General features: G+C 66.5%; 22 protein-coding genes. 5 read left to right on the top strand and 17 right to left on the bottom strand.

Annotation, left to right across the window (positions count from 1 at the left end):
- Positions 1-132 precede the first annotated feature (132 nt).
- The 8 genes from CHINAEXTREME_RS13750 to CHINAEXTREME_RS13715 form a co-directional block, all read right to left on the bottom strand.
- Positions 133-1,365, bottom strand: a complete 1,233-nt coding sequence (locus CHINAEXTREME_RS13750) for a phosphotransacetylase family protein (RefSeq protein ID WP_007141937.1) — start codon at positions 1,363-1,365, stop codon at positions 133-135.
- Positions 1,362-3,458, bottom strand: a complete 2,097-nt coding sequence (acs, locus tag CHINAEXTREME_RS13745; protein WP_007141936.1) for an acetate--CoA ligase alpha subunit — start codon at positions 3,456-3,458, stop codon at positions 1,362-1,364. Before acs ends, CHINAEXTREME_RS13750 begins: the two co-directional genes overlap by 4 nt.
- Before the next feature lie 60 nt (positions 3,459-3,518).
- On the bottom strand, positions 3,519-4,727 hold the full coding sequence (locus CHINAEXTREME_RS13740) for a metal ABC transporter permease (RefSeq protein WP_007141935.1): 1,209 nt from the start codon (positions 4,725-4,727) through the stop codon (positions 3,519-3,521).
- A gap of 2 nt (positions 4,728-4,729) precedes the next feature.
- Positions 4,730-5,470 carry a metal ABC transporter ATP-binding protein gene (locus CHINAEXTREME_RS13735; protein WP_007141934.1) on the bottom strand — a complete coding sequence of 247 codons (741 nt, stop codon included), beginning with the start codon at positions 5,468-5,470 and terminating at the stop codon, positions 4,730-4,732.
- Positions 5,471-5,525: 55 nt separating this feature from the next.
- A complete protein-coding gene (locus tag CHINAEXTREME_RS13730; RefSeq protein WP_010546777.1) occupies positions 5,526-6,605 on the bottom strand; it encodes a metal ABC transporter substrate-binding protein in 1,080 nt (359 codons plus the stop codon).
- Positions 6,606-6,804: 199 nt separating this feature from the next.
- Positions 6,805-7,281, bottom strand: coding sequence for a YbaK/EbsC family protein (locus CHINAEXTREME_RS13725; protein ID WP_029601666.1), 477 nt, complete (start codon positions 7,279-7,281; stop codon positions 6,805-6,807).
- Positions 7,282-7,313: 32 nt separating this feature from the next.
- Positions 7,314-7,736 carry a hypothetical protein gene (locus CHINAEXTREME_RS13720; RefSeq protein WP_029601665.1) on the bottom strand — a complete coding sequence of 141 codons (423 nt, stop codon included), beginning with the start codon at positions 7,734-7,736 and terminating at the stop codon, positions 7,314-7,316.
- 143 nt (positions 7,737-7,879) lie between these two features.
- Entirely contained in the window at positions 7,880-9,049 is a 1,170-nt protein-coding gene (locus CHINAEXTREME_RS13715; RefSeq protein WP_007141930.1) for a YhjD/YihY/BrkB family envelope integrity protein, read from the bottom strand.
- Positions 9,050-9,504: 455 nt separating this feature from the next.
- On the opposite strand from CHINAEXTREME_RS13715, the gene dpsA reads away from it, so the two are divergent.
- On the top strand, positions 9,505-10,056 hold the full coding sequence (gene dpsA / locus CHINAEXTREME_RS13710) for a DNA starvation/stationary phase protection protein DpsA (protein ID WP_007141929.1): 552 nt from the start codon (positions 9,505-9,507) through the stop codon (positions 10,054-10,056).
- 317 nt (positions 10,057-10,373) lie between these two features.
- Here dpsA and CHINAEXTREME_RS21900 read toward each other — a convergent pair whose 3' ends face one another.
- The gene (locus CHINAEXTREME_RS21900) at positions 10,374-10,541 is read right to left on the bottom strand and encodes a hypothetical protein (protein ID WP_007141928.1); all 168 of its coding nucleotides are present in this window, start codon (positions 10,539-10,541) and stop codon (positions 10,374-10,376) included.
- 166 nt (positions 10,542-10,707) lie between these two features.
- Here CHINAEXTREME_RS21900 and CHINAEXTREME_RS13705 point away from each other — a divergent pair, with 166 nt between their 5' ends.
- On the top strand, positions 10,708-11,235 hold the full coding sequence (locus CHINAEXTREME_RS13705; RefSeq protein ID WP_007141927.1) for a macro domain-containing protein: 528 nt from the start codon (positions 10,708-10,710) through the stop codon (positions 11,233-11,235).
- Between the two features lie 7 nt (positions 11,236-11,242).
- On the opposite strand, the gene CHINAEXTREME_RS13700 is transcribed toward CHINAEXTREME_RS13705, so the two are convergent.
- Both CHINAEXTREME_RS13700 and CHINAEXTREME_RS13695 read right to left on the bottom strand, forming a co-directional pair.
- Entirely contained in the window at positions 11,243-11,998 is a 756-nt protein-coding gene (locus CHINAEXTREME_RS13700) for a DUF547 domain-containing protein (protein ID WP_007141926.1), read from the bottom strand.
- An 85-nt stretch (positions 11,999-12,083) separates the two neighbouring features.
- Positions 12,084-13,055, bottom strand: coding sequence for a prenyltransferase (locus tag CHINAEXTREME_RS13695; protein ID WP_007141925.1), 972 nt, complete (start codon positions 13,053-13,055; stop codon positions 12,084-12,086).
- 91 nt (positions 13,056-13,146) lie between these two features.
- Between CHINAEXTREME_RS13695 and CHINAEXTREME_RS13690 the strand changes: the two genes are divergently transcribed.
- Both CHINAEXTREME_RS13690 and CHINAEXTREME_RS13685 read left to right on the top strand, forming a co-directional pair.
- Complete coding sequence (locus CHINAEXTREME_RS13690; RefSeq protein WP_007141924.1) at positions 13,147-13,845, top strand: hypothetical protein; 699 nt, start codon at positions 13,147-13,149, stop codon at positions 13,843-13,845.
- A 48-nt stretch (positions 13,846-13,893) separates the two neighbouring features.
- Complete coding sequence (locus CHINAEXTREME_RS13685; protein ID WP_007141923.1) at positions 13,894-14,424, top strand: peroxiredoxin family protein; 531 nt, start codon at positions 13,894-13,896, stop codon at positions 14,422-14,424.
- A 28-nt stretch (positions 14,425-14,452) separates the two neighbouring features.
- Here CHINAEXTREME_RS13685 and purM read toward each other — a convergent pair whose 3' ends face one another.
- From purM to CHINAEXTREME_RS13665, 4 genes are all read right to left on the bottom strand, one after another.
- Positions 14,453-15,505, bottom strand: a complete 1,053-nt coding sequence (purM, locus tag CHINAEXTREME_RS13680) for a phosphoribosylformylglycinamidine cyclo-ligase (protein ID WP_076738740.1) — start codon at positions 15,503-15,505, stop codon at positions 14,453-14,455.
- Between the two features lie 85 nt (positions 15,506-15,590).
- A complete protein-coding gene (locus CHINAEXTREME_RS13675; RefSeq protein WP_238593285.1) occupies positions 15,591-15,887 on the bottom strand; it encodes a hypothetical protein in 297 nt (98 codons plus the stop codon).
- A 76-nt stretch (positions 15,888-15,963) separates the two neighbouring features.
- The gene (locus CHINAEXTREME_RS13670; RefSeq protein ID WP_007141920.1) at positions 15,964-16,605 is read right to left on the bottom strand and encodes a zinc metalloprotease; all 642 of its coding nucleotides are present in this window, start codon (positions 16,603-16,605) and stop codon (positions 15,964-15,966) included.
- On the bottom strand, positions 16,602-18,395 hold the full coding sequence (locus CHINAEXTREME_RS13665; protein WP_007141919.1) for a TraB/GumN family protein: 1,794 nt from the start codon (positions 18,393-18,395) through the stop codon (positions 16,602-16,604). The genes CHINAEXTREME_RS13670 and CHINAEXTREME_RS13665 overlap by 4 nt, the downstream gene beginning before the upstream one ends.
- A gap of 99 nt (positions 18,396-18,494) precedes the next feature.
- Between CHINAEXTREME_RS13665 and CHINAEXTREME_RS13660 the strand changes: the two genes are divergently transcribed.
- Positions 18,495-18,938, top strand: a complete 444-nt coding sequence (locus CHINAEXTREME_RS13660; protein ID WP_007141918.1) for an acyl-CoA thioesterase — start codon at positions 18,495-18,497, stop codon at positions 18,936-18,938.
- A 9-nt stretch (positions 18,939-18,947) separates the two neighbouring features.
- On the opposite strand, the gene CHINAEXTREME_RS13655 is transcribed toward CHINAEXTREME_RS13660, so the two are convergent.
- Both CHINAEXTREME_RS13655 and CHINAEXTREME_RS13650 read right to left on the bottom strand, forming a co-directional pair.
- Positions 18,948-20,006 (bottom strand): S66 family peptidase, encoded by a 1,059-nt coding sequence (locus CHINAEXTREME_RS13655; protein ID WP_007141917.1) that lies wholly within the window; start codon positions 20,004-20,006, stop codon positions 18,948-18,950.
- A 68-nt stretch (positions 20,007-20,074) separates the two neighbouring features.
- Entirely contained in the window at positions 20,075-21,316 is a 1,242-nt protein-coding gene (locus CHINAEXTREME_RS13650; protein WP_007141916.1) for an RNA-guided endonuclease InsQ/TnpB family protein, read from the bottom strand.
- Positions 21,317-21,428: the final 112 nt, after the last annotated feature.

The raw sequence follows: 21,428 nt of genomic DNA, 5'->3' as shown, positions 1-21,428 counted from the left end.
GTCAGGAACCGCGACACGTGGTGTCCGAAGCGAACGAAGAACAGTGGGAACGATGACAGCTGGTACCGGGAACCGAGAACCATGAACCGAGAACCAGGAACCGAGAACCAAAAGCCAGGAACCGGGGATGACTCAGTCGCCGCCCTGGCTCTCGCCCTCGAGGATCGCGTCGACGGCCGCGTGGTCGGTCAGCAACTCGCCCATCCGTTCGACCGTCTCGAGGTCACGGGTCCGCCCGGTGCGGACGACGTCCTCGGCGCGTTCGACGGTCGTTAGCGTATCCGTCTGTACCGAGAGGATCGGGACGCCCTTCTCGGCGGCCTGACCCAGGATCGCACCCGAAGGCCGATGGCCGCCGGTCAGGATGAGACACCGGACGCCCGGCGCCTCGAGGGCCGCGGTGTGGATTTCCGCGCGGTCGCCGCCGGTGATGACGGCGGCGTCCTTGGTTCGCCGGAAGTGTCGCAGGGCGCTGTCGGCACCCATCGCGCCGACCATGAACCGTTCGACGTATGCGTCGGTACCCTCGTCGACGAGGACGGACGCACCGACCTCCTCCGCGAGGTCGGCGACGGTCACGCCTGACAGGTCCCGCTCGTTGGGGACGACGCCGTGGACGGGCAGGCCCCGGCCCTCGAGGAACGGGACGACGTCGGTCTCGAGCTGGTCGTAGGCGGCGTCGGGGACGTCGTTGAAGACGACGCCGGCGAACCGGTCGCCGAAGGCCCGCGCTGCGGTCAGCAGGTCGTCGACGTCGGCCGGCCGTTCGTAGGGGGCGACGACGATGACGCGGGCGTCGAGCAGTTCGGCGAGGTCGGCGTCGGTGAGTTCGACGATGCCGCCGATGTCGTACTGGCCGCCGCCCTCGATGAACATCCGGTCGTGCTCCGCAGCGAGGGTCTCGTACGCTTCACGGACCCGCTCGCGGAGGTCGTCGGGGTCCTCGCGGCCGCGGATGGCCTGCTCGATGAACGTCGGCGAGTAGACGACCGGCTCGAGGTCGTGCATCTCCGCGTCGAGGTCGAGCAGATCCCGGGCGAGCATCGGGTCCTCGTCCAGGGTCTTGCCGACGTTGCTCTGGAGCCGGGTCCCCTTGGGTTTCATGTAGCCGACGCTGTCGCCCTCCTCGGCGGCGAGCCGACCCAGTGCGAGCGTGATGGCGGTCTTGCCGGTGCTCTCCTCGAGTGAAGCGACGAGGATGGCGTCCGTGTCGGCCCCGCCGTCCGGTTTGGCCCGGCGGTCGGTGTCGCTCTCGGGGGAGTCGAGTTCTGGTTCGGGTTCGGTTTCGGGTTCCAGTTCGGTCTCGGGTTCCGGTTCGGTGTCAGTGGCAGTGTCTGTCTCGGTATCGGTGTCGGTGTCGCTCATAGTTCCTCCGTGTCCACGGTGAGTCGCAGGTCGATCGCCTGTACGCCGTCCGGCCCCGCGACGAGCGGGTTCACGTCGAGTTCGAGGATCGACGGGAAGTCAGTCACCAGCTGTGAGAGCCGCTGGATCGTCTCGACGATCCCGTCGATGTCGGCCGGCTCGCGGCCGCGAGCCCCGCGCAACAGCGGTGCCGACTGGATCTCGTCGATCATCTCCCGGGCCTCGCCCTCGCCGATCGGGGCGACCCGGACGGAGGTGTCCTCGAGGATCTCGACGAAGATGCCACCCAGCCCGAACAAAAGTAGCGGGCCGAACTGGGGATCGCGGTTCATCCCGACGATCGTCTCCGTTCCGGCGTCGAGGTCGAGCATCTCCTGGACCTGGACGCCGACGATCGTCGCGTCGGGCTGGTAGTTGCGCGCCCGGGTGATGATCTCCTCGTAGGCGTCGTAGACCTCGTCGTCCGAGACGCCGACCTTGACCCCGCCGATGTCGGACTTGTGGGAGATCTCGGGGCTGACGATCTTCATGACGACGTCGCCCTCGATCGACTCGGCGACCTCCCGCGCCCGGTCGGGGTCGTCGACGATCTCCCCCGTTGGCGTCGGGATGCCGTAGGCCTCGAGCAGGTCCATCGACTCGACGCCGAGACGGTTGTCGTCGCGTTCTTTCGTCCGTTCCAGGATCTCGCGGGCCCGTTCCCGGTCGACGTCGAACTCGGTGGGGTCGTCGACCACTCGCTGGCGGACGTCGCGGTACCGCGCGAGCGCGTCGAGCCCCTGGACGGCCCGCGAGGGGTCGAAGTAGTTCGGGATGCCGGACTCCCGCAGGACCGCCTCGGCGTCGCGGGCCCGGTCACCGCCCATCAGGCAGGTGACGACCGGCTTGTCGTGGGTCTCGCTTTTCTCGATGACGACCTCCGAGAGTTCGTCGTAGGGCAACACCGCCGTCGGCGCGCTGACGACCACCGCGCTCCCGACGTTCGGATCGGCGAGTGCGATCTCCAGGGCCTCCGCGAACCGATCGACGTCCGCGTCGCCGATCGCGTCGATCGGGTTGTAGACGTTGGCCTCGTCGGGCATCGCCTCGTTCAGTCGCTCGATCGTCTCGTCGGTGAAGCCGGCCATCTGCAGCGTCGAATCGCCGACGGCGTCGGTCGTCAGCACGCCGGGGCCGCCGGCGTTCGTGACGATGGCGACGCCGTCGGACTCGGGTTCCGGCAGTCCCGAGAGGGCCCGCGCGGAGTCGAACAGCTCCTGGACCGACTCGGCGCGGATCACGCCGGCCTGGTCGAGGCCGGCCTCGTAGGCGCGTTCGCTGCCGGCGATCGCCCCCGTATGCGAGGAGGCGGCCTGCGCGCCCGCGTCCGTTCGCCCGGACTTGACGAGGACGATCGGCGTGTCCTCGGTCACCTCGCGGGCCGTCTCGACGAACTCGCGGCCGTCGTCGATGTCCTCGAGGTAGCCGATGACGACGTCGGTGTCGGGGTCGTCCCCCCACTCCTGGACGAAGTCGGTCTCGTCGAGGACGGACTTGTTGCCCAGCGAGACGACGTCACGGAAGCCGATCCCCTGTTCGTTCGCCCAGTCGAGGACGGCGGTAATGAACGCGCCCGACTGGCTCATAAAGGAGATCGAGCCCTCCTCGGCGTTCTCCGGGCCGAACGTGGCGTTCATGCCGACGGGCGTCGACATGATCCCGAGGCTGTTGGGGCCGACGACGTTGAGGTCGTACTCCTCGGCGAGTTCCCGGAGCTTCCGCTCGCGTTCGGCCCCCTCGCCGCCGGTCTCGGAGAAGCCGGCGGTGATAACGACCACGTTCTTCGTCCCCGCTTTGCCCAACTCTCGCACCGAGTCGAGAACGATCGGCGGCGGTACGACGACCACCGCCAGATCGATCGACGGCGCGCTCTCCACGTCTTCGTAACACTCGAGCCCGAGTACCTCGTCGCGTTTCGGATTGACCGGGACGATCTCGCCCGCGAAGTCGTCTCGCAGGTTCTCGACGATCGCCCGACCGACTGCGCCTTCGCGATCGGTCGCACCGATCACGCCGACGGTCTCGGGTCTGAATAGTTCGGCTAGCCGTCCCATCGTTCGGGAGGTCGTTCCGGAACGGGTTAAAACCGCTACTCTGCTCCCAGCGGCTGGGTCTCAGTGAACCGAAATCGCGGTCCCGGAGCGGCCCGAGAGTGCGACCGCGGTCAGGTAGATCGCGATCGCGACGACGATGATCGAGCCGCCGGAGGGGAGGCTCTGGCTGATCGCGAAGGTGAACCCGCCGAGGATCGATGCCTGGCCGAACAGGACCGAGAGGTACAGCGTTTCCCGGAAGCTGCGAGCGATCTGTGAGGCGGCCGCAACGGGGATCACGAGCATCCCGGCGACGAGGATCACGCCGAGTACCTGCATCGCACCGACGACCACTACGGCAGTCATCACGATCAACAGGGTGTTGTACGCCGTGACGTTGAGGCGAGCGACGCGGGCCGCCTGCTCGTCGAAGGTGATGAACAGCAACTGCTTGTAGGTGAGCGCGACGATAGCGACGACCGCGACGCTGAGAAGCGCCATCAGTCGCGCGCCGCCGGCGGTGACGACCGAGAGGCTCCCAAAGAGAAAGCCCTCGATGTCCACTGCGATCGACATCGAACCCCGGCCCCAGCTGATCAGCAGCGTCGCGACCGCGAAGCTCCCACTCAGCATGATCGCGATCGGCACGTCGCCGAAGGTTCGCGTCCGCTCCGTGAGCCACTGGACGGCGAGCGCGCCGACGATGCTGACGAGCAACGCGACGATCAGCAGCGAACCCTCCCACCCGGTCGCGGCATTGAACAGCAGTCCGATCGCGACGCCCGCGAAGGCCGTGTGCGCGAGCGTCTCGCCGATCAGCGCCATCTGCCTGTGGACGAGGTAGGTGCCGACCAGCGGCGCGACGACACCGATGAGCACGCCGGTCGCGATCGAGCGCCACATGAACGCGTACCGGAACACTTCGGTTCCCAGGAAGTAATCGAGCCACGCGCCGGCGATCAGGAACTGGTCGAACGCCACGCCGGCCGCCGGATCGATCCCCGTCACCGTATAGAGCGTCTCGAGCAGCGGCGAGGCGTCGGCGTAGGGGTACCGGCGGAGCCAGTCGAGCGCGATGAACGCGACCATCCCGGCCGCCAGTAGTCCGACCACTGCGACGCCGACGCGCTCGAGTTGTCGGCGTCGGTCGACCGGCCTCGCGTCGGCTTGCGTCCCGTCGACGTTTCCGCCGACCTCGACGTCCGCGTCGCCGTCGACGGTGCCGCCGTCGGCCGCCGTCTGCTCCTCGTCCGCCGTCGTCCCCGTCGCGTCCGTATCAGTTCCCGTCATCGTCAGTGGTGGTGGTGAACGACCTCGCCCGTCTTACCGTAGGCCTCGCTCAGGGCGTCGCTCTCGACGAACGACTCGGTGTCTCCGTGGTGGTACAGTTCCGTGTTGATACACGCGATGCGGTTCGCCCGGTCCGTGACGACGCCGATGTCGTGTTCGATCAGGATGATCGTGATCCCCGACTGGTTCAGCGACTCGAGCAGCCGATAGAACTCGTCGCGCGACTCGGCGTCGACGCCGACGGTCGGCTCGTCGAGCGCGAGCAGGTCGGCCTCCGACGCAAGCGCCCGCGCGATGTAGGCACGCTGGCGCTGGCCACCCGACAACTGGTTCATCTGCTGGTCCGCGATGTCGCCGATGCCGACCGTCTCGAGGGCCTCGTCGGCGATCCGGCGGTCGTCGTCGGTCAGTCGGCTATGGCCGACGTGGGCGAACCGACCCATTCGCACGCACTCCCGGACGGTGACGGGCATCGTTCCGCCCCGGTCGGTCGCCTTCTGGGAAACGTAGCCGATCCGTTCGCCCGCCTCGAACTCCGAGACCGGCTGGCCGAAGAGTTCGACCGAGCCGCTGTCCGGGGACAACAGCCCGAGCATGACGTGCAATAGCGTCGTCTTGCCGGAGCCGTTCGGGCCGACTAGCCCGAGGAAGTCGCCCTGCTCGACGGTCAGGCTCACGTCGTCGAGCGCGAGCGAGTCCCCGTAGGCGAACGATACGTTTCGAACGTCGACGACCGGCGTCACTATAGACACACGTCCGTTACTGAGCCGTTTAGTTCTTCCATTTCGTCGGTCCCGGTTAGTCGGCTCCGAGCGCCTGCCGGAGTCCGGCGATGGTCACTTCTTCCATCTGCTCGACCCAGCCCCAGCCGCGGTCGTTCCACTCGGCGGTGGTCCCCTCTGTGGAAGTGAGCGGCGCGTAGTCGTCGGCCTCGGTGTTCTCGAGCAGCAACTCGACCATCTGCGGGAGTTCGTCCTCGCTCGGCGCTTCGAAGGGGTCGTAGAGGATCGTGTCGATGTCGTGTTCCTCGACGATCGCGATCGACTCGGAGATGTCCGACTGCGTCTCCGCGGCGTTCGGCGAGACGCCGACCGGCGTGTGGAGTTCGAACCCGTACCGCTCCTCGAGGTAGCGGAACGAGTCGTGGCCGGCGAAGACCGCCACGTCGCGGTCGGCGTCCGCGACGAGGTTCTCGAACTGCTCGTGGACGCCCTCGAGTCGCTCGACGTACGCCGCGGCGTTGTCCTCGTAGACCTCGGCGTTGTCGGGATCGATTTCGCCGAGTTCGGCGGCGATGGTTTCGACCATCTCCTCGGCCAGGAGGGGGTCGGTCCAGACGTGGGGGTCGTAGAACTCGGGTGCGGTGTCGTCGTCCTCGTGGTCGTGATCGTGATCGTGATCGTCGTCTTCCTCCTCGTGGTCGTCCTCTTCGTCTTCTTCGTGGTCGTGCTCGTCTTCTCCTTCGTGGTCGTGATCGTGATTACCGCCCGGCGGAAGCAACTGCCCCTCGACCCCCTCGAGCGCGTCGATCAGCGCGACGTCCGTGTTGTCCGCCGCGAGGTCGTCGGCGATGTTCTGCGCCCAGGAGAACTCCGGCGTGTCCAGGTAGACGAAGGCATCCGTGCCGGCGACGTTTCGCTGGAGGTCCGCGGGCGGCTCCCACCCGTGTCCCATTTCGCCGGCATCGACCGGGTTCGTAAACGCCATCGCGTCGCCGGAGACCTCCGCTGCCCAGTCCCAGAGCGCGAAGAACGCGGCGTATCCTTCCCGCTCACCGGCGGTTCCGTCGTCACCTGGCTCGATCAGACACCCAGCGGCGGCTCCGAGGGCCAGCGCACCGGCCCCGGAACGGAGCAGCGAACGGCGTGGTAGTTCCATGTGTGAGCATACGCGCTCCCGGTTAAAAGTGTTATTATATTATTGGAGCTAGTTAATAACTCGTGGCACTCGAGATCGAATTGTTAGCAACATGGGTCCGGACGAGGGCAGCGACGACCAGACGGCACAGCGGAGAAGTGACGTTGGGAGTACTCGCCGGTGTCGCGCTCGAGGGTACTCCCGACTCCCGGTCGACCGCTCACTCCGCGATCGACGCGGGTTCCGCGTCGGCGTACTCGAGGATCGTCTCCGGTGAGACGGGAAAAACTGCGTTCGGCGTCCCGGCGGCCGCCCAGACCGTCTCGAACGACTGCAGCGTTTCGTCGAGGACGACCGGAACCGCCCGATCGTGACAGAACGGGGGGACGCCGCCGATCGACCAGCCGAGGTCGTCCCTGACGCGCTCCGCGTCGGCCATCGACACCGCGCGTTCCGGCACGCCGACCGTATCGCCCAGTGCGGCCTCGTCAACCCGGTTCGCCCCGCTGGTCACCGCGACGACGAGCGATCCGTCGGCGTCGAACGCGAGCGAACTGGCGATCTGGGCCACCTCACAACCGATCGCGTCGGCCGCCGCTTCCGCAGTCTTCGTTCCTTCGGGAAACTCACGGACCTCCGGGTCGAAGTCGTACCGCTCGCGTGCTCGCCGTGCGAAGGCGGCTGCTCGAGGGTGCATATCGAGCGGTTCCACGGCCGCCGACAAAACGTTCACTCGAGACCGATCGCCAGTTCGACGCCGTCCCGCCGCCGGTACGTGACCCGCCGCCCCGGCTCGGCGTTGCGGATCACGTCAAAGACGTCGAACCGGATCACCAGTCGCCCGGGGTCGATCGTCGCACGGAGTAGCGGGCCGCGGCTCGTCACGACGACGTAGGGCGGCCCGGCGACCGGTCGCGCCTGCAGGTCGTGGCCGGTCGCGTCGACGGTGTCGGCGAGTACGGTCGGCAGCCGCTCGAGAACGCCCTCGCTCTCGAGGGCCGTACGGAGGCCGTCGACGAGCGCCGCCCGGTCCGCGGTTCGAGCGGTGTCCCAGGGATCGGCCACGGCGTCGGCACAGCGGTCGATCTCGGCGACGATCGGCCCGTGGTCCGCGAGCAGCCGGCGGCGCACGTCCCGTATCGGGTGCGACACGACCGGCGATGTGCGCGCGAGCTACTACAACCCCGCGCTTCCGGGTGCATGCGTCCGGCCGTGATTCGTCGCTCGGCGCTCGGCGCTCGGCGCTCGTCACTCGTGAGCCCCCTCATCCTCGCTCCCGTGACTCGTGACACCCCTCATCTCCGCTCGAGGACGCCGATCCGAACGTCGCCGACGCGTTCCAGAGCCTGCTGCAGGGCTTGCTTCCAGGTTGGGTCACGTTGTGCCTCGAGTTCCCGGCGCAACCGTCCGTTCTCGGCCTCGAGTTCGCGGGTCCGTTCCGCCAGGTCGTCGACCCGGTCCTCGAGCCGGTAACGGCGTCGTCGCTGGGCCGCGAGATCGTTGCGCAACTGATCGCGTTCGCGCTCGAGTTTCGCCGCGCGGTCGGCGAGTCGTTCGCGTTCGCGTGCGCGGTCGTCGACGAACGGGTCGCGATCGGAGTCGGCGATCGACTCCCCAACGGCCGGTGTATTGGTCTCGTCCTCGTCGGTCTCCGTTTCGGCTTCTTCGTCGACCCCCGGCTCGAGGTACCCCGTACCGATCGCGTTGACGACCGCGCCGGAGAGCAACACCAGGCCGCCGAAGTAGAGCCAGGTCAACAAGAGGAGGATCGCCCCGAGCGGCCCTGCGCCTTCGGAGTCGGCGGCAACGGAGACGTACACCCGGAACAGCGACTGCAGGGCCATCCACCCGACGGCGGCGAGGACGACCCCGGGGATCACTTCCCGCCGCGAAACGTCGACGTCCGGAAAGTAGTAGTACATCGGGTAGAACGCGAGGACGAGCACGATGACCAGCAACAGCGACTGCAACAGGCCGAAACCCGGTACGTTCGGCAGGAACGCGAACACGATCCCCATCGCGGCGGCCGCGAACAGTGCCCCGCCGAGCGCACCGAAGACCAGCACCGCGTCCCGCAACTGGCTGACGAACGAGTTCGACTCCGAGGTGCCGTAGATCTCCGAAAACGCCGTATCGAGTCCGCGGAAGATCTTCAACGACCCCCACAGGAGCACGACGAGGCCAATCAACGTCGACCCCGCCGTCGCGGGCGAGTCCTCGAGCGCGTCCTCGACGAGCAACTGGCCGCTCTCGGGGAGGAAGCCCTCAGTCGTCTCGGTGACCTGCGTCGCGAACGTCTCGTCCCCGACCAGCGTGACGAGGAAAAACAGGAGCACGAGCAGTGGCAACAGTGAGATAAACGCCTGGTACGCGATGCTCGCGGCCATGAACGGGACGTTCCGGTCCTGGATCCCGTTGACGACGGTCCTGGCGAACGAGAGCCCGTCGCGGACGTCGGTCGACATACGCAGAACCGAGGACCGGACGACGTTATGTGGTTTGCTTGCGATTACCGCTCGCGTGTGAACGCCCGGATCGACATCGCGGGAGGCGATCCTCGGGGTGGAGCAGGGACTTGCGGAAGGTGGTCCTCGAGGTGGAGTACAGGGAGAAACGACTCTGACGACGCTTACAGAGCAATGCTCTTCTGGGCTATCTCGTGGGTCTCGGGGTCTCGCCCGCGGACTCGAACGCTACGCCGTCGCCCGCGGCGAGCGCAGGGACAATCCGTAATGGCGTCGTGGCCGACGGAGTCGTACGAACGGAAGCGTATCGGCCCTTCCGGAGATATGCTCCACCTGGCCATTTCCCATTCCGGAACAGAAATAGCCCGAACCACCATTCGATATTTTCTAAATGGGAAAAATTGTTTTGTGACGGGAAACACTTAAGTTGGATGCGGGTGTATCGTTTGAATACGATGAGCACTCAGAAGACCGTCCGTCAATCGGCCGACACCGTCGAGGAGAACGAACTCCGCCTCGACCAGGAAAAAGCCGAGCAGATCGTCGACGCACTGAACACGGAACTGGCCAACGCGTACGTACTGTACCACCAGCTCAAGAAACACCACTGGGTCGTCGAGGGTGCGGAGTTCCTCCCGCTCCACGAGTTCCTCGAGGAAGCATACGAGCACGTCGAGGAAGGCGCAGACGAGGTCGCCGAGCGCGCCCAGGCGCTGGGCGGCGTTCCCGTTTCGGGCCCGACGAACCTCGAGGAGCGTGCCACCGTCGAGTTCGAGGGTGAGGACGTCTACGACGTCCGCACGATGTTCCGCAACGACCTCGAGATGTACGGCGACATCATCGAATCGATGCGCGACAGCATCGAACTCGCGGAGAACCTCGGCGACCACGCCACCGCCGAACTCCTGCGTCAGATCCTCGTCACGCTCGAGGAGGACGGTCACCACTTCGAGCACTACCTCGAGGACGACACGCTGGTGCTCGAAGAAGCGACGAAGGAACGGTAACGTCGACGACGTTCGGCGCTCCCGCGTCGGTCGGTGTCGTCCCGGTCGGTCGGGACGGGATCGGACTAGTTTTTTGCCGCTGTTACACCGAGAGAGCGCCCCGTCGATTCGATACTCGATCGGTTCGGGTCCAGAGCCCATCGTATCCCCCTGCAGGACCGACTGGTCTCGACTATCACGACTGGTCGGAGACGGAAAACGGAGCATTGGTGACGGCGGTACGCAGACGGGATGAGGGGAAAGTGGGGGATGGAGGTACGGAGACGGATGAGGCGAAGGCTGGCGAAGGGAGTCAGCGGGGAACGGGAGGACCGCCGCTACCGCTCGAGGTCGACGGTGAGATCGGTCGCGATCCAGCCGTCGGCGTTGTCGCGCTCGGTGAACACGATCTTGCCGGGGCGCGTCTCGTGGCTGGTCACGATCGTTGCCGGCTCCTCGAGTTCTTCGTCGGCATCGGTGTCCTGCCTGCGGGCGGGTACGTCCATCACGTGGAGTTAGGCGGGCCTAAATCTAAAAGGGTTTTGGTCGACCTAACTCTCTGGGAACCGAACCGGTCCCGCGGTAGTGATCGGAGAGCACCCGCCAGCGTCCCGGTGCGTTCGAACGTGGGGAGAGGCTACTTTCAAACTGGTCGCGGTCGTACATACGCGTATGAAGTACGACGTCGTCCAGGGCGACATCGCCGCACAGTCTGCCGACGCGCTCGTCAATGCCGCCGGCACCAGCCTCCGGATGGGGTCGGGCGTCGCCGGCGCGCTCCGACGCGGCGCGGGTGAAGGGATCAACGAGGAGGCCATGGAGCAGGGGCCGGTCGAACTGGGTGAGGTCGCCGTCACCGACGCCTACGACCTGGACGCCGATCACGTGATCCACGCGGCCGCGATGCCCCACTACGGGGACGGAGAAGCCACCGAAGCGAGCATTCGGGATGCCACCTGGAACGCGCTCGAGACGGCGGACGAACTCGGCTGCGAGTCGCTCGTGCTCCCGGCGCTTGGCTGTGGCGTCGCCGGGTTCGACCTGCGCGAGGGGGCGGAGATCATCGGCGAAGAGATCGATGAATACGACCCTGAGACGCTCGAGGACGTGCGCTTTATCGCCTACAGCGACGAGGAGTTCGACGCGATACGGTCGGCGACGGGGAAAGCGGCGGCGTCCGACGCCGAAGCCGATCGGTAGAACGGAGTTAGGCGAACATCCGGGGCGTCTTCGTCCAGTCGTAGTCACGAAACCGCAGCGACGGCCTCGCACCCTCCGGAAGCCGGTCGAACTCCCGGAGGAACTCGTACAGCCCCGAGCGACCGCCGAAGTCGCCGAGGAACCACAGGCAGTATCGCGGCACCCGCACGCGGTCGCGCTCGGGATCGTAATCGACCGTCGTCTCGAGGTGGGTCCGCGTCGCCCGGTCGAGCGCAGCGTCGACCGTCTCGGGATCGTAGGGTCGAATTAGGGGACAGCTCGCGGCCCCGCAGTTGAGCGCGAAGTGGATTCGGGGGTCGGGCTCGAGCCGGTACGCCTTCGGGAGGCCCGACCGGGACAGTCGCGGCAGATAGCCCAGCCCGTACTTCGATCGCGCGCCCCGGAGGATGCCGTGTTCGACGTCGTCCAGGCTCAACCCGACGCCGGCGACCGCAAGCGCCTCCGCGCGGAAGAACCGCCAGCGGGAGTCGAACAGCTCCGGGTTCCGCTCGAGCAGCAACTGCGCGGCCGCGTTGTACGCGTTCAGCCAGAACGCGAGCGCCGCCCGCGGGTCGTTCCGGAGCGGTTCGAGGTCCGCCCTCGAGAGGTCGGCCAGCGCCCGCAGGTGGCCGTCCGCCGACTCCCCTCGCCTGACGCGCTCGAGGAGGTCTCGAGCCAGCGTCGTCGGATCGGTCGACGGCGGTCGGCCCCCTGTCGAGGCCTCTCCAACCTCGTCGTCGCGGCCGTCGAACGGATCTGCCATCGGTCGGTCCTTCGGCCGCTCGAAGTAAAAACCGTCCGCGGTCGGATGCGATCCGTACGGAACCGGGTCTCGCTTTCGCCTTCCATCACGAAAAGACGCCGACCCACCACCACGCGGCGGTCGACCCTGCGGCGACGCCGACCATCGCGAGCACCGAGGGAAACGGGCTTCGCTGACGTGTCAGTACCCACCAGCCTCGACCGAGCAGGGCCAGAGGCCCAAGTGTGGCAAGCGCCACGGTCGTCGGCAGGACGTCGACTCCCCACAGTCCGACGGTAACCGCCGTGGCCGCCCCGGCCAGTACGGCGTAGACGCGCCGGACCCGGTCGGGCGACCACCGCACGACGAGGGTCCGTTTGCCGACCGCGGCGTCGGCCTCCCGGTCCGGCCAGTGGGTCGCGAGCAGGTTACAGCCGACCGCGAGCGCGAAGGGGACGACCGCGAGGGCGGCGATTTCGGTCGGTCGTGAGACGGCCGCAACGCTGTACAGCGGGAGCAACAGTCCGCCGAGCGCCACGTTGACGAACTCGCCGACACCCCGGCGAATCAACGTCAGCGGCCGTAGGGAGTAAGCCAGCCCCGGAATCAAAATGGCGACCAACAGCCCAACGGTCTCGAGCGGCAACGCCCCCGCGACGAGACCGGCGACGATCGCGGCCGCCGAGAGGCCGACTGCGACGATCGTCGCCCGCCGGAGGAAAGCGGGCGGGAGGCCGGTCGCCTCGAGCGCGCCGCTCCCGCCCGAAAACGGCGTCCGGTCCGTCAGGGCGTCCGTCTCGACGTCGGCGTACTCGTTGGCGTAGTGGATCGCGACCGTGACGGGGAGCAACGCGAGTGCGCCGTCAACTACCGGTCCGAGGAACGGCTCGGCGGTCACCTCGCTCGGCCCCGTCGCGGTCTCCGCAGCGGCTACCGGCGGCCCCGCAGTCGAGAGGCCGACGCCGAGGAGATAGACGAGCAACACGAGCGCGACCTGGCTCGGTCGACTCGCGGCCCACAGACACCAGAGTCGCGGCGTGCGATCGACGGCCGCCGAGCGAAGTCTCGCGACGGACACGAGTCGGTGCGAGGTTGGAGCGGCAAAAGGTATGTCTGTCGGTCGACATTCCACGAAGCTTCAATACGGTCCCGTCCTGAGAACCGCCCACATGACTCGAACGGCCGCAAGGAACGGGTTCGAGCGGTTCCTCGACGACACGATCGAGGCGACCAGACGGGAGTTCAGCGTCGCCCGCGCGCTCCGGGGGTCGGGACTCGGCCCCGGCGGAGCCGTCGTCGACAAACTCCGGACAAACGCGGACGCGCTCGAGCGGGCCGTCGTCGAACCGGAACTGAACGCCTACCGACGGGGCTCGCTCGAGCAGTTCCGCCTCGTCCTGGAGTACGTCGAGGGGGACGAGCCGATCGATGCCTTCGCGGAGGAGTTGCTCGAACGCGACGGCTACGTCCAGGCGCTCGATCCGCGGGTCTCGGCGGCGAAACGGCGAGCCGTCGAGGAGGCCGTCCTCGAGCGGCTACGGCGTCTCGGCGACGGGATCGCGCCGATCGTCGACCGGCCGGAGGACCGCTTCTGGCCGGCGGCGCGCGCGGCGTTCGACCTCCCGGAAGCGACCGAACTCGCCGAGGAGGTCTTCCCGTTTACCGGCCCGATCGAGCGACACGGGGAGGCGTTCGTCTTCGCGGTCGAGATCGATCCGGGCGAGGTCCTCGGCGGGCCGTTCGCGGCCGCCCTGCCGAGCCCGTCGATCGACTACACCGAGGAGGCCATCCGGGCGATGCGACGCGCCGAGCGGCAGGTCATCGCGGACACGAAAGCCGAGATCGAACGGCGGTTCGACGGGGGCTGATCCCCGAGGAGGGATGGAGCTTTTCCGGCCGAGGGCGAACACGACGGTATGACCACCGAACCGACGGCGCCGACCGACTTCTCGCTGCCGAACGTCGGCCCGGGACCCGACCCGTTCTCGCTCGCGGACCTGCCGGAGGACCTCGAGTTCGCGGTCCTGTTCTTCCAGCGGGACTATTACTGTACGAACTGTCGAAGCCAGGTTCGGGAACTGGCCGACAGGATCGACGACTTCCGGGAACGGAACGCAGCGGTCGTCTCGATCCTTCCGGAACCGCGCGAGAGCGCGGCGGAGTGGCAGGAGAAGTACGACCTTCCGTTTCCGTTGCTCGCCGATCCGGACGCCGCCGTCGGCGACGCCTACGATCAGCCCGTTCGGTTCGGGGTTCTCGGGAACGTCAGCGACTTCTTCGGCCGCATGCCCGAGGTCGTCATCGTCGACCTTCGGAGCGAAGATCCGAAACTGGCCTTCGTCCACCGGGGACGATCGACGTTCGATCGGCCGGACGTCGACGACCTGCTCGCGGAACTCGACGACCTCCGGGTGAGCGACGACGCGACGCCGATGGGTGATCGGTAACCAGGAGCCGGAACTCGATATCGGGCGACTATGACAGCGAGAGGCCCCGTATCTCGACGGAGTCACCCTCCTCGACGTGGCCGATTACCCGACCGTCCGTCTCGGCGACGAGGTCCGCGGCGCGGTCCTCGGGGAGCGCGACGACGAACCCGGTGCCCATGTTGAACGTCCGGTGCATCTCCTCGTCGGTCACGTTGCCTTCCTCCTGGACGAACTCGAAGACCGGCTGAGCGGGCAACGGATCGTCGATGACGTATTTGTGCTCGCCCATCCGCAGGAGGTTCGTCCAGCCGCCGCCTGTCACGTGGGCCGCTGCCCGAACGCCGTGCTCGCCCATCGGCTCGAGCAGGTCCGTGTAGATCCGGGTCGGGCGCAGGAGTTCCTCGCCGATCGTCCCCTCACCGTACGGGAACGGATCCGTATACTCGTGATCGCGCGTGACGGCTTCGCGAGCCAGCGTGAGCCCGTTCGAGTGGATCCCGTTCGAGGGGAACCCGACGAGGGCGTCGCCGACCGCGGCCTCCCCCTCGAGCACGTCGTCTTTCGCCGCCAGGCCCGCACAGGTCCCGGCGAGGTCGAACCCGGAAACGACGTCGGGCATGACCGCGGTCTCGCCGCCGAGCATCGTCAGGTCGGCCTCCTCGAGGCCGACGGCCAGTCCCTCGCCGATCCCGTTCGCCACGTCCTCGTCGGGTTCGTCGATCGCGAGGTAGTCGACGAATGCGACGGGTTCGACGCCCGCGGCGACGAGGTCGTTGACGTTCATCGCGATGCAGTCGATGCCGACCGTCGAGTAGTCCTCGATCGCCTCGGCGACGAGCAGTTTGGTGCCGACGCCGTCGGTCGCAAGCGCCAGGTAGCGGTCGCCGATGTCGAGCAGACCGGCGTACTCCGTGGTGAGATCGCTCCCGAAGGCCTCGAGCAGCGCCGCCGTCGCGTCCTCGCTGGCCTCGATGTCGACGCCGGTGTCGGCGTAGGTGAGTCGCTCCTGGTCCTGGTCCTGGTCCTGGTCCTGGTCCTGGTCCTGCTCCTGCTCCTGCTCCTGCTTTTGGCCCTCGCCGTCGTCCGCGGACTCGGTCATGTTCGAACGACTGACCGGTGTGAGCAAAAGATCACCGGTCGCCCGCGGGTTACGACCGGAGCCGTCTCGGGCTCGCGCCCTATCGTCACGTTCCCGGTCGGTCCAGCCGGGACTCGAGAACGGAGACGAGTCGACAGCCGTCGCCGGACGCAAACCGCGCCCATGCCCGTTCCGACGAGAACGTCACGACGAGCTGGAGGTACTCGGCGTCCGCGAACGTGTCACGGTCGACATCGATCGACTCCACGCCGGGGAGCCGAACCAGCCGCGGGAGCGTGTCGGTGAGCCACCCGACGTCGTGGCGCTCGTCGATTTCGCAGACGATGACTCCCTCGTGCTCGCTGCTCGACGCCCGTGCTCCGTCACCGTCGCCGGTGTGCATACTGGAATCGTCGGGCGGAACGGCCATCAACGGTCTGGTGCGAGCGTCGAAATACTATTGCGGCCCGACGGCTCCGTCACCAGAACCCGAACAGCACGACGAACCCGGCGAGCAACGCTACGCTGAGAGCGAAGACTGCCCCAAAGACGCCCGTGTTCCACTCGAGGACGGTCTTCCCGTCGAGCGGGCCGAACGGCAGCATGTTGAACGCTGCCAGGAAGAGGTTGATGAGCACGCCCATGTGGCCGATCACGCCGAGGTACCCCCCGAACACCATGAGCGGGAGAAAGAGCACGGCGAGCAGGTGGTTGGTCACGGGTCCGGCGACCGCCACCATGGCGTTTTCCCGTTTCGTGATGCGGCCGCGGTGGTAGACGGCTCCCGGCGCGGCAAACAGGAAGCCGATCAGCGCGCTCATGATCGCCAGGAACAACATCTGATAGTCGGCACGGAACTCGGCGATCTGGCCGTACTCGATCGCGACGACCTTGTGTGCGAGTTCGTGCAACAGGAAGGCGACCCCGACGGTCACGAAGCTCAGCCCGACCATCGTCACGAACGAACCGAGGGAGATTCCATCGACCCGATGGATCGGCCTGAGCAACAGCGCGAACGCGACGCTCAGGACGAGCCAGGAGACCGCGAGGTCGAACAGTTCCTTGTCGCTGAACGTCAACTCGGGCCCGGGCTGGGACCGGCGGTCGGCGCGCACGCTCATCGGAGCGCCTCCCGGAGCAACTCGAGGCTGTTCTCGGCTCCGCGTAGCAGTTCGTTCATCAGGGCGTCGACGCCGCCGATGTCGGGTGCCAGGTACGGCAACACGACGAGCGGGAACAGCACGGTCGCGATCAGGCTCCCGATGTTCGTCAGCGCGACGATCATGATCAGCCGGAACAGCGGGACGTCGAACATGTCCTCGACGGCCTCGCCGATCGGCCGCTCGGTGTCGCCGACGATCTCGTTGAGCGTCTGGATGTCGCGGACGTTGACCGGGCGGTGTTTGAGTTCGACGTAGCCGGCGAACCAGCCCGGCGCGAGCATCGGGTTGATGCTGGTCAGCCAGGCGACCAGGCCGCCGACGCCGGCGCTCGACCATCGTGCGCCGGCCAGGCGGGCCAGCGTGAACGCGAAGATGCCGTTGAACAGGAACCACGCCGCGAACAGCTGGAGCAGGAACGTGTTCCTGACGCCGGCCATGATCAGCAGGAAGAAGAAGCCGAAGAAAGCCAGCATCACCAGATAGCCGAACAGCTTCACGGGCGAGAACCGCCGTCCCGACGCGGTGCCCGTCAGCGACTCCATCGGCGGCAGTTCCTCGGGGTTTGCGAGATAGCGTTCGATGCCGGCCCGGTGGCCCGCGCCCACGACGGCGAGCACCTCGTACCCCTGCTGTCGCAGTTGGTGGAGGTTGTGGGCGATGTAGGCGTCCCGTTCGTCGATGAGGGCGTTGGCCCCTCGCGGGCTGAACTGGCGGAATTCCTCCATCATCGCGCCGACGACGTCGCCGTCGGTCATCTCCTCGATGTCGATCTCGTCGACCTCCTCGACGTCCCCGCCGAGGGCGTCGAGGAGGAGTCCGAGGACCCCGCCCGCGACGACGCCGAACCCGAGGCCGGCGACGGCCCCGAGCGCGCCCCGGATCGAGTAGACGCCGGCCCCCTCGAGGTTCGCCGCCGAGAACGGGCCGACGAACGTGCCGGTAGCGACGAGTCCCAGACAGGCGGCGATGCCGATCGCTGCACCGCCCAGCAGGCGTACCGTGAACCCGTCGAGTCGGCCGTCGTCGTCCGCGACGGTCTCCAGCGAGGGGAGAAAGAGGAGCCCGAGCAAAACGCCGCCGACGGCACCGGCGCCGACCGCGCCGACGTACTGCAGCGTCGTCGGGTTCTCGACACCGAGTAACAGGGCGTCGCCGTACCCCAGGAAGGGCCCGACGAAGACGGTGAGGACGATCCCGGCGAGGACGCCGGCAGCCGCGCCGAGGGCCAGCCCGATCGTTCGCGGATCGGTGATCCCGAGCGCGAGCCCGCCGATCATTTTCAGTTTCTCGGTAAACGAGAGCCGCCGCCAGAACCGCTGGATCGTCACCTGGATGTCACGATCGACCAGGGCGACGCCGCTGCCGTTTCGCTCCGCGGCCTCGATCGCGGCCTGCATGTCGGCGCCGGGTTCGACGTCGAACTGGTCGCCGAGCCGTGACTGGACGTACGACAGCATCCAGTAGGCCAGAAACTGGAAGACGGTGTTGCCCGACAGCAGGTCCTCGGCCTCGAGGTCGTCGGGCGTGCCGCCCTGCATCTGGCGGTAGCGACCCTCGTCGAGTTCGACGGCGACGACGTCGGGCTGGTCGCGATCGACGGTTTCGTGAACTTCGTCGACGCTCGCTTGCGAGACGTGTGCAGTCCCGAGGACGTCGACGGAGCCGGTACCGCGGTTCCCGTCCCCGCCCGGTTCGGATTCCGGCCGGTCGGGCGGCTCCGGCACGTCGACGCCACCTCCATCGCTCATTAGCGGTTCAACTCGGCCGCGACTTTTACCAGTGTCGAACCGACCGGTGCGCGGGCGCGGAGTGAAAGAATCAAAACCGTCCTGGCGGAACGTAGACCGATGACCGATCTGATCGAGACGGTAGTGGAGAACCGGGAGATGGTCCAGCCCAACCACGCCAACATGCTCGAGGTCGCCCACGGGGGGAACGTGATGAAGTGGATGGACGAGGTCGGGGCGATGTCCGCGATGCGGTTCTCCGGCGAAACCTGCGTCACCGCACGGGTCAACAGCATGAACTTCGAGCGGCCGATTCCAGTCGGTGACACCGCCTACATCACCGCCTACGTCTACGAGGCGGGCACCTCGAGCGTGAAGGTGCGGCTGGTCGCCGAGCGCGAGGACCTGCGAACGCGCGAGCGGGAGAAGACGACCGAATCGTACTTCGTCTACGTCGCGATCGACGAAAACAACAAGCCGACGACGGTCCCCGAATTGACGGTCTCCACGGAGGAGGAAGAACGGTTGCGACGGGAAGCGATCGACGGAGAGAACGGGAACTGATCGTCGCTTCTACTCGAAGCGGATCCGTTCTGCCCCGGGATCGATCTCGACGCGCCCGCCGATCGGGATCGGTGCGGTCGGGTACGTGTGGCCGAAGTCGACGTCGAAGACGATCGGCGCCGACGGGTTGTACGTCGCGAACACCTCCTCGATCGCCGTTCGCTGGTTCTCCCGGTAGGTCTCGCGGCGCTCGGGCGGCCGATCCTCGAGGTGCGAGCGGGCCGGCGGCCGACCGACGAGGACGCCGTCGAACCGCTCGAGCAGCCCCCGTTCGCCGAGCGCCCGGAGTGCCCCTGCCACCCAGGTCGGTTCCGGGAGTTCCTCCGAGGTCTCGAGCGCGAGGATCGTTCCCTCGAGGTCGTCCTCGTCGGGGAGGTAGCGGCCGGCGAGGAACTGCTGGTCGAGTATCTCGAGGCAGCCGCCCCAGACGCGCCCCGAGACGGGGTCGTCGCCGCCGGCCCACTGCCAGCCGGGGTTGGATTCGGTGTTCCGCGGCTCCTCGATATCGTTCGGATCGGTCCAGTCGCCGGGTTCGTCCGTGAAGCGGTCGGCGGGCCGGAGTTCGCCGAGCGACTCCTCGAAGAAGGCGCGTTCGGCGTACTCGATACCGTACTCGAACATGGAGCCGTCCATCCCCAGTTCGGTGAAGACCATCGGTCCCTGGTAGGAGACGATCCCGAGGTTCCAGAGGTATAGCGCGAGGTTCGTGTTGTCACTGTAGCCGTAGAACCGGGTTGGGTTCTTCCGGAAGACGTCCGGCTCGAGGTGCTCGAGGACGCCGATCTGGTCGTTACCGCCGATGACGGCCACGACGCCGTCGACGTCGGGATCCTCGAAGGCGTCCATCAGGTCTTTCGCACGCGCTTCGGGACCCTCCGCGCCCGATAGCTCCTCGTCGGTCATCGAGACCGTCGGGTACTCGACGGGCTCGAGGTCGAACACCTCGCGGAGCCGCTCGAGGCCGAGGTCGTAGACGTGCGGAAACTCCGACCGGGGGTTCGACGCCGGTGCCACGACCGCGATCCGGTCGCCACGCTCGAGCGGCGGTGGCGTAACGAAGTCGCTCATCCATCCCTCGGTCGGACGGCTGTACATTGAATGTTACCCCGCGCACGGTGGCGCGGGGAATCCTGTTCTCACGAGGGCAGGCTTCCTGTTTCGATGACGTGACTTGCAGACACGCGCTGAAAATCAGCGGTGCCCGTAGCGGTCACAGTCTCCACAGGCGTTGATTCGGGCCATCCCAGCCCTAATTCAGAAAACCCTCTCTGCAAGACGTTCATCGCCGCATTTGCGTCCCGATCTGTCTTGAACCCACACGACGGGCAGGAGTGTTCCCTGACCCAGATGGGCTTCGCCGTCTCCACACCACACGACGCGCACTCCTTCGTCGTCCCTCGTGCTTCGACCTGAACAACGTGAGCGCCGTAGAGGTCGGCCTTGTATTCGAGGAGCGTGATGAACTGTCGCCACGCCACATCCTGCTTGTTCCGAGCGTTCCCCTCTCCCTGAAGCATCCCTGATACGTTGAGGTCTTCCACGAACACGGCGTCGTACTCTTTGACGAGCCACGTCGTAATCTTGTGCTGATAGTCCAGCACCTTCCGCTTGAGATGGCGCTTACCCTTCGCCACTTCTCGCCGTTGTTTCTCGTAGTTGTTCGACCCCTTCTCTTTCCGTGAGAGTTTGCGTTGCTCGCGTCGGAGTCGCTCGTAGTCGTCTTCGAGGTCGAGCCAATCCACGGTCTTACCGTCCGATGTGTGGATGTAGTTGAGGATGCCGAGGTCAATCCCGACACTGTTGCTCGTGTCGAGCGACTCCACGTCGGGTTTCTCGGGCAAGTCGGTGTCGTCGGTTTCCAGACCGAAGGACACGAACCACTCGCCAGTCGTCTCTTTCTTGAATGTGACTTCTTTGATGGTGGTGTGGTCGGGAATCGGGCGAGAATACCGGATTTTGACCCAGCCAATCTTGCTGAAGCGAACGTATGCGTATTTGTCGTAGCCCCTCTTTTCATCGAGGTCAAAACCAGACTGACTGTACGTCACGCTCTGGTACTCAGTGGGTGCTTGCCGTTTGAGCCGACCAACCTTGTACCCTTTCTCCTTTTTCTTACGAAGGTTCGAGAGGTTACGGTGAAAACGAGCGACGGTAGCTTGTGCGGCCTTCGAGTGCAGTTCACCGAAAACCGGCCACTTGCGTTTCCACTCGGGAAGTTTGTTGTTCTGGTCGTACTCGCTCGGCTTGTCGTCTTCCGGGGCTTGTTCGTAGTCACATCGGACGTGGTTGTAGAGTTGGCGATGAACGTCAAGATGATGTTCCAGTTCAGCCGCTACCTCTTGTGTTGGGTAGGCGTGGTAGCGGTGACTGTATTCCATCGCTGTCTCTTGATTCGTCGTATTGTTTCTTAATGGTTTGTATCACGAGTTGTCGGCTTCATACCCGACCACGGTGGGTCGGGGTATTCGCCTCGCAATTCAGTATAAAAGG

Source organism: Halobiforma lacisalsi AJ5, from assembly GCF_000226975.2.
In the GTDB taxonomy this organism is placed as follows: Archaea; Halobacteriota; Halobacteria; order Halobacteriales; family Natrialbaceae; genus Natronobacterium; species Natronobacterium lacisalsi.
This window is presented reverse-complemented; position numbering and strand designations above follow the sequence as displayed.

What these genes read in the sequence shown, in the direction of transcription:
- CHINAEXTREME_RS13665 (WP_007141919.1), bottom strand. Translation starts at nt 18,395, where the DNA reads ATGAGCGATGGAGGTGGCGTCGACGTGCCGGAGCCGCCCGACCGGCCG.
- CHINAEXTREME_RS13730 (WP_010546777.1), bottom strand. Translation starts at nt 6,605, where the DNA reads ATGGAACTACCACGCCGTTCGCTGCTCCGTTCCGGGGCCGGTGCGCTG.
- CHINAEXTREME_RS13750 (WP_007141937.1), bottom strand. Translation starts at nt 1,365, where the DNA reads ATGAGCGACACCGACACCGATACCGAGACAGACACTGCCACTGACACC.
- CHINAEXTREME_RS13655 (WP_007141917.1), bottom strand. Translation starts at nt 20,006, where the DNA reads ATGAGCGACTTCGTTACGCCACCGCCGCTCGAGCGTGGCGACCGGATC.
- CHINAEXTREME_RS13685 (WP_007141923.1), top strand. Translation starts at nt 13,894, where the DNA reads ATGACCACCGAACCGACGGCGCCGACCGACTTCTCGCTGCCGAACGTC.
- CHINAEXTREME_RS13660 (WP_007141918.1), top strand. Translation starts at nt 18,495, where the DNA reads ATGACCGATCTGATCGAGACGGTAGTGGAGAACCGGGAGATGGTCCAG.
- CHINAEXTREME_RS13690 (WP_007141924.1), top strand. Translation starts at nt 13,147, where the DNA reads ATGACTCGAACGGCCGCAAGGAACGGGTTCGAGCGGTTCCTCGACGAC.
- CHINAEXTREME_RS13715 (WP_007141930.1), bottom strand. Translation starts at nt 9,049, where the DNA reads ATGTCGACCGACGTCCGCGACGGGCTCTCGTTCGCCAGGACCGTCGTC.
- CHINAEXTREME_RS13675 (WP_238593285.1), bottom strand. Translation starts at nt 15,887, where the DNA reads ATGCACACCGGCGACGGTGACGGAGCACGGGCGTCGAGCAGCGAGCAC.
- dpsA (WP_007141929.1), top strand. Translation starts at nt 9,505, where the DNA reads ATGAGCACTCAGAAGACCGTCCGTCAATCGGCCGACACCGTCGAGGAG.
- CHINAEXTREME_RS13650 (WP_007141916.1), bottom strand. Translation starts at nt 21,316, where the DNA reads ATGGAATACAGTCACCGCTACCACGCCTACCCAACACAAGAGGTAGCG.
- CHINAEXTREME_RS13725 (WP_029601666.1), bottom strand. Translation starts at nt 7,281, where the DNA reads ATGCACCCTCGAGCAGCCGCCTTCGCACGGCGAGCACGCGAGCGGTAC.
- CHINAEXTREME_RS13670 (WP_007141920.1), bottom strand. Translation starts at nt 16,605, where the DNA reads ATGAGCGTGCGCGCCGACCGCCGGTCCCAGCCCGGGCCCGAGTTGACG.
- CHINAEXTREME_RS13705 (WP_007141927.1), top strand. Translation starts at nt 10,708, where the DNA reads ATGAAGTACGACGTCGTCCAGGGCGACATCGCCGCACAGTCTGCCGAC.
- purM (WP_076738740.1), bottom strand. Translation starts at nt 15,505, where the DNA reads ATGACCGAGTCCGCGGACGACGGCGAGGGCCAAAAGCAGGAGCAGGAG.
- CHINAEXTREME_RS21900 (WP_007141928.1), bottom strand. Translation starts at nt 10,541, where the DNA reads ATGGACGTACCCGCCCGCAGGCAGGACACCGATGCCGACGAAGAACTC.
- CHINAEXTREME_RS13700 (WP_007141926.1), bottom strand. Translation starts at nt 11,998, where the DNA reads ATGGCAGATCCGTTCGACGGCCGCGACGACGAGGTTGGAGAGGCCTCG.
- CHINAEXTREME_RS13740 (WP_007141935.1), bottom strand. Translation starts at nt 4,727, where the DNA reads ATGACGGGAACTGATACGGACGCGACGGGGACGACGGCGGACGAGGAG.
- acs (WP_007141936.1), bottom strand. Translation starts at nt 3,458, where the DNA reads ATGGGACGGCTAGCCGAACTATTCAGACCCGAGACCGTCGGCGTGATC.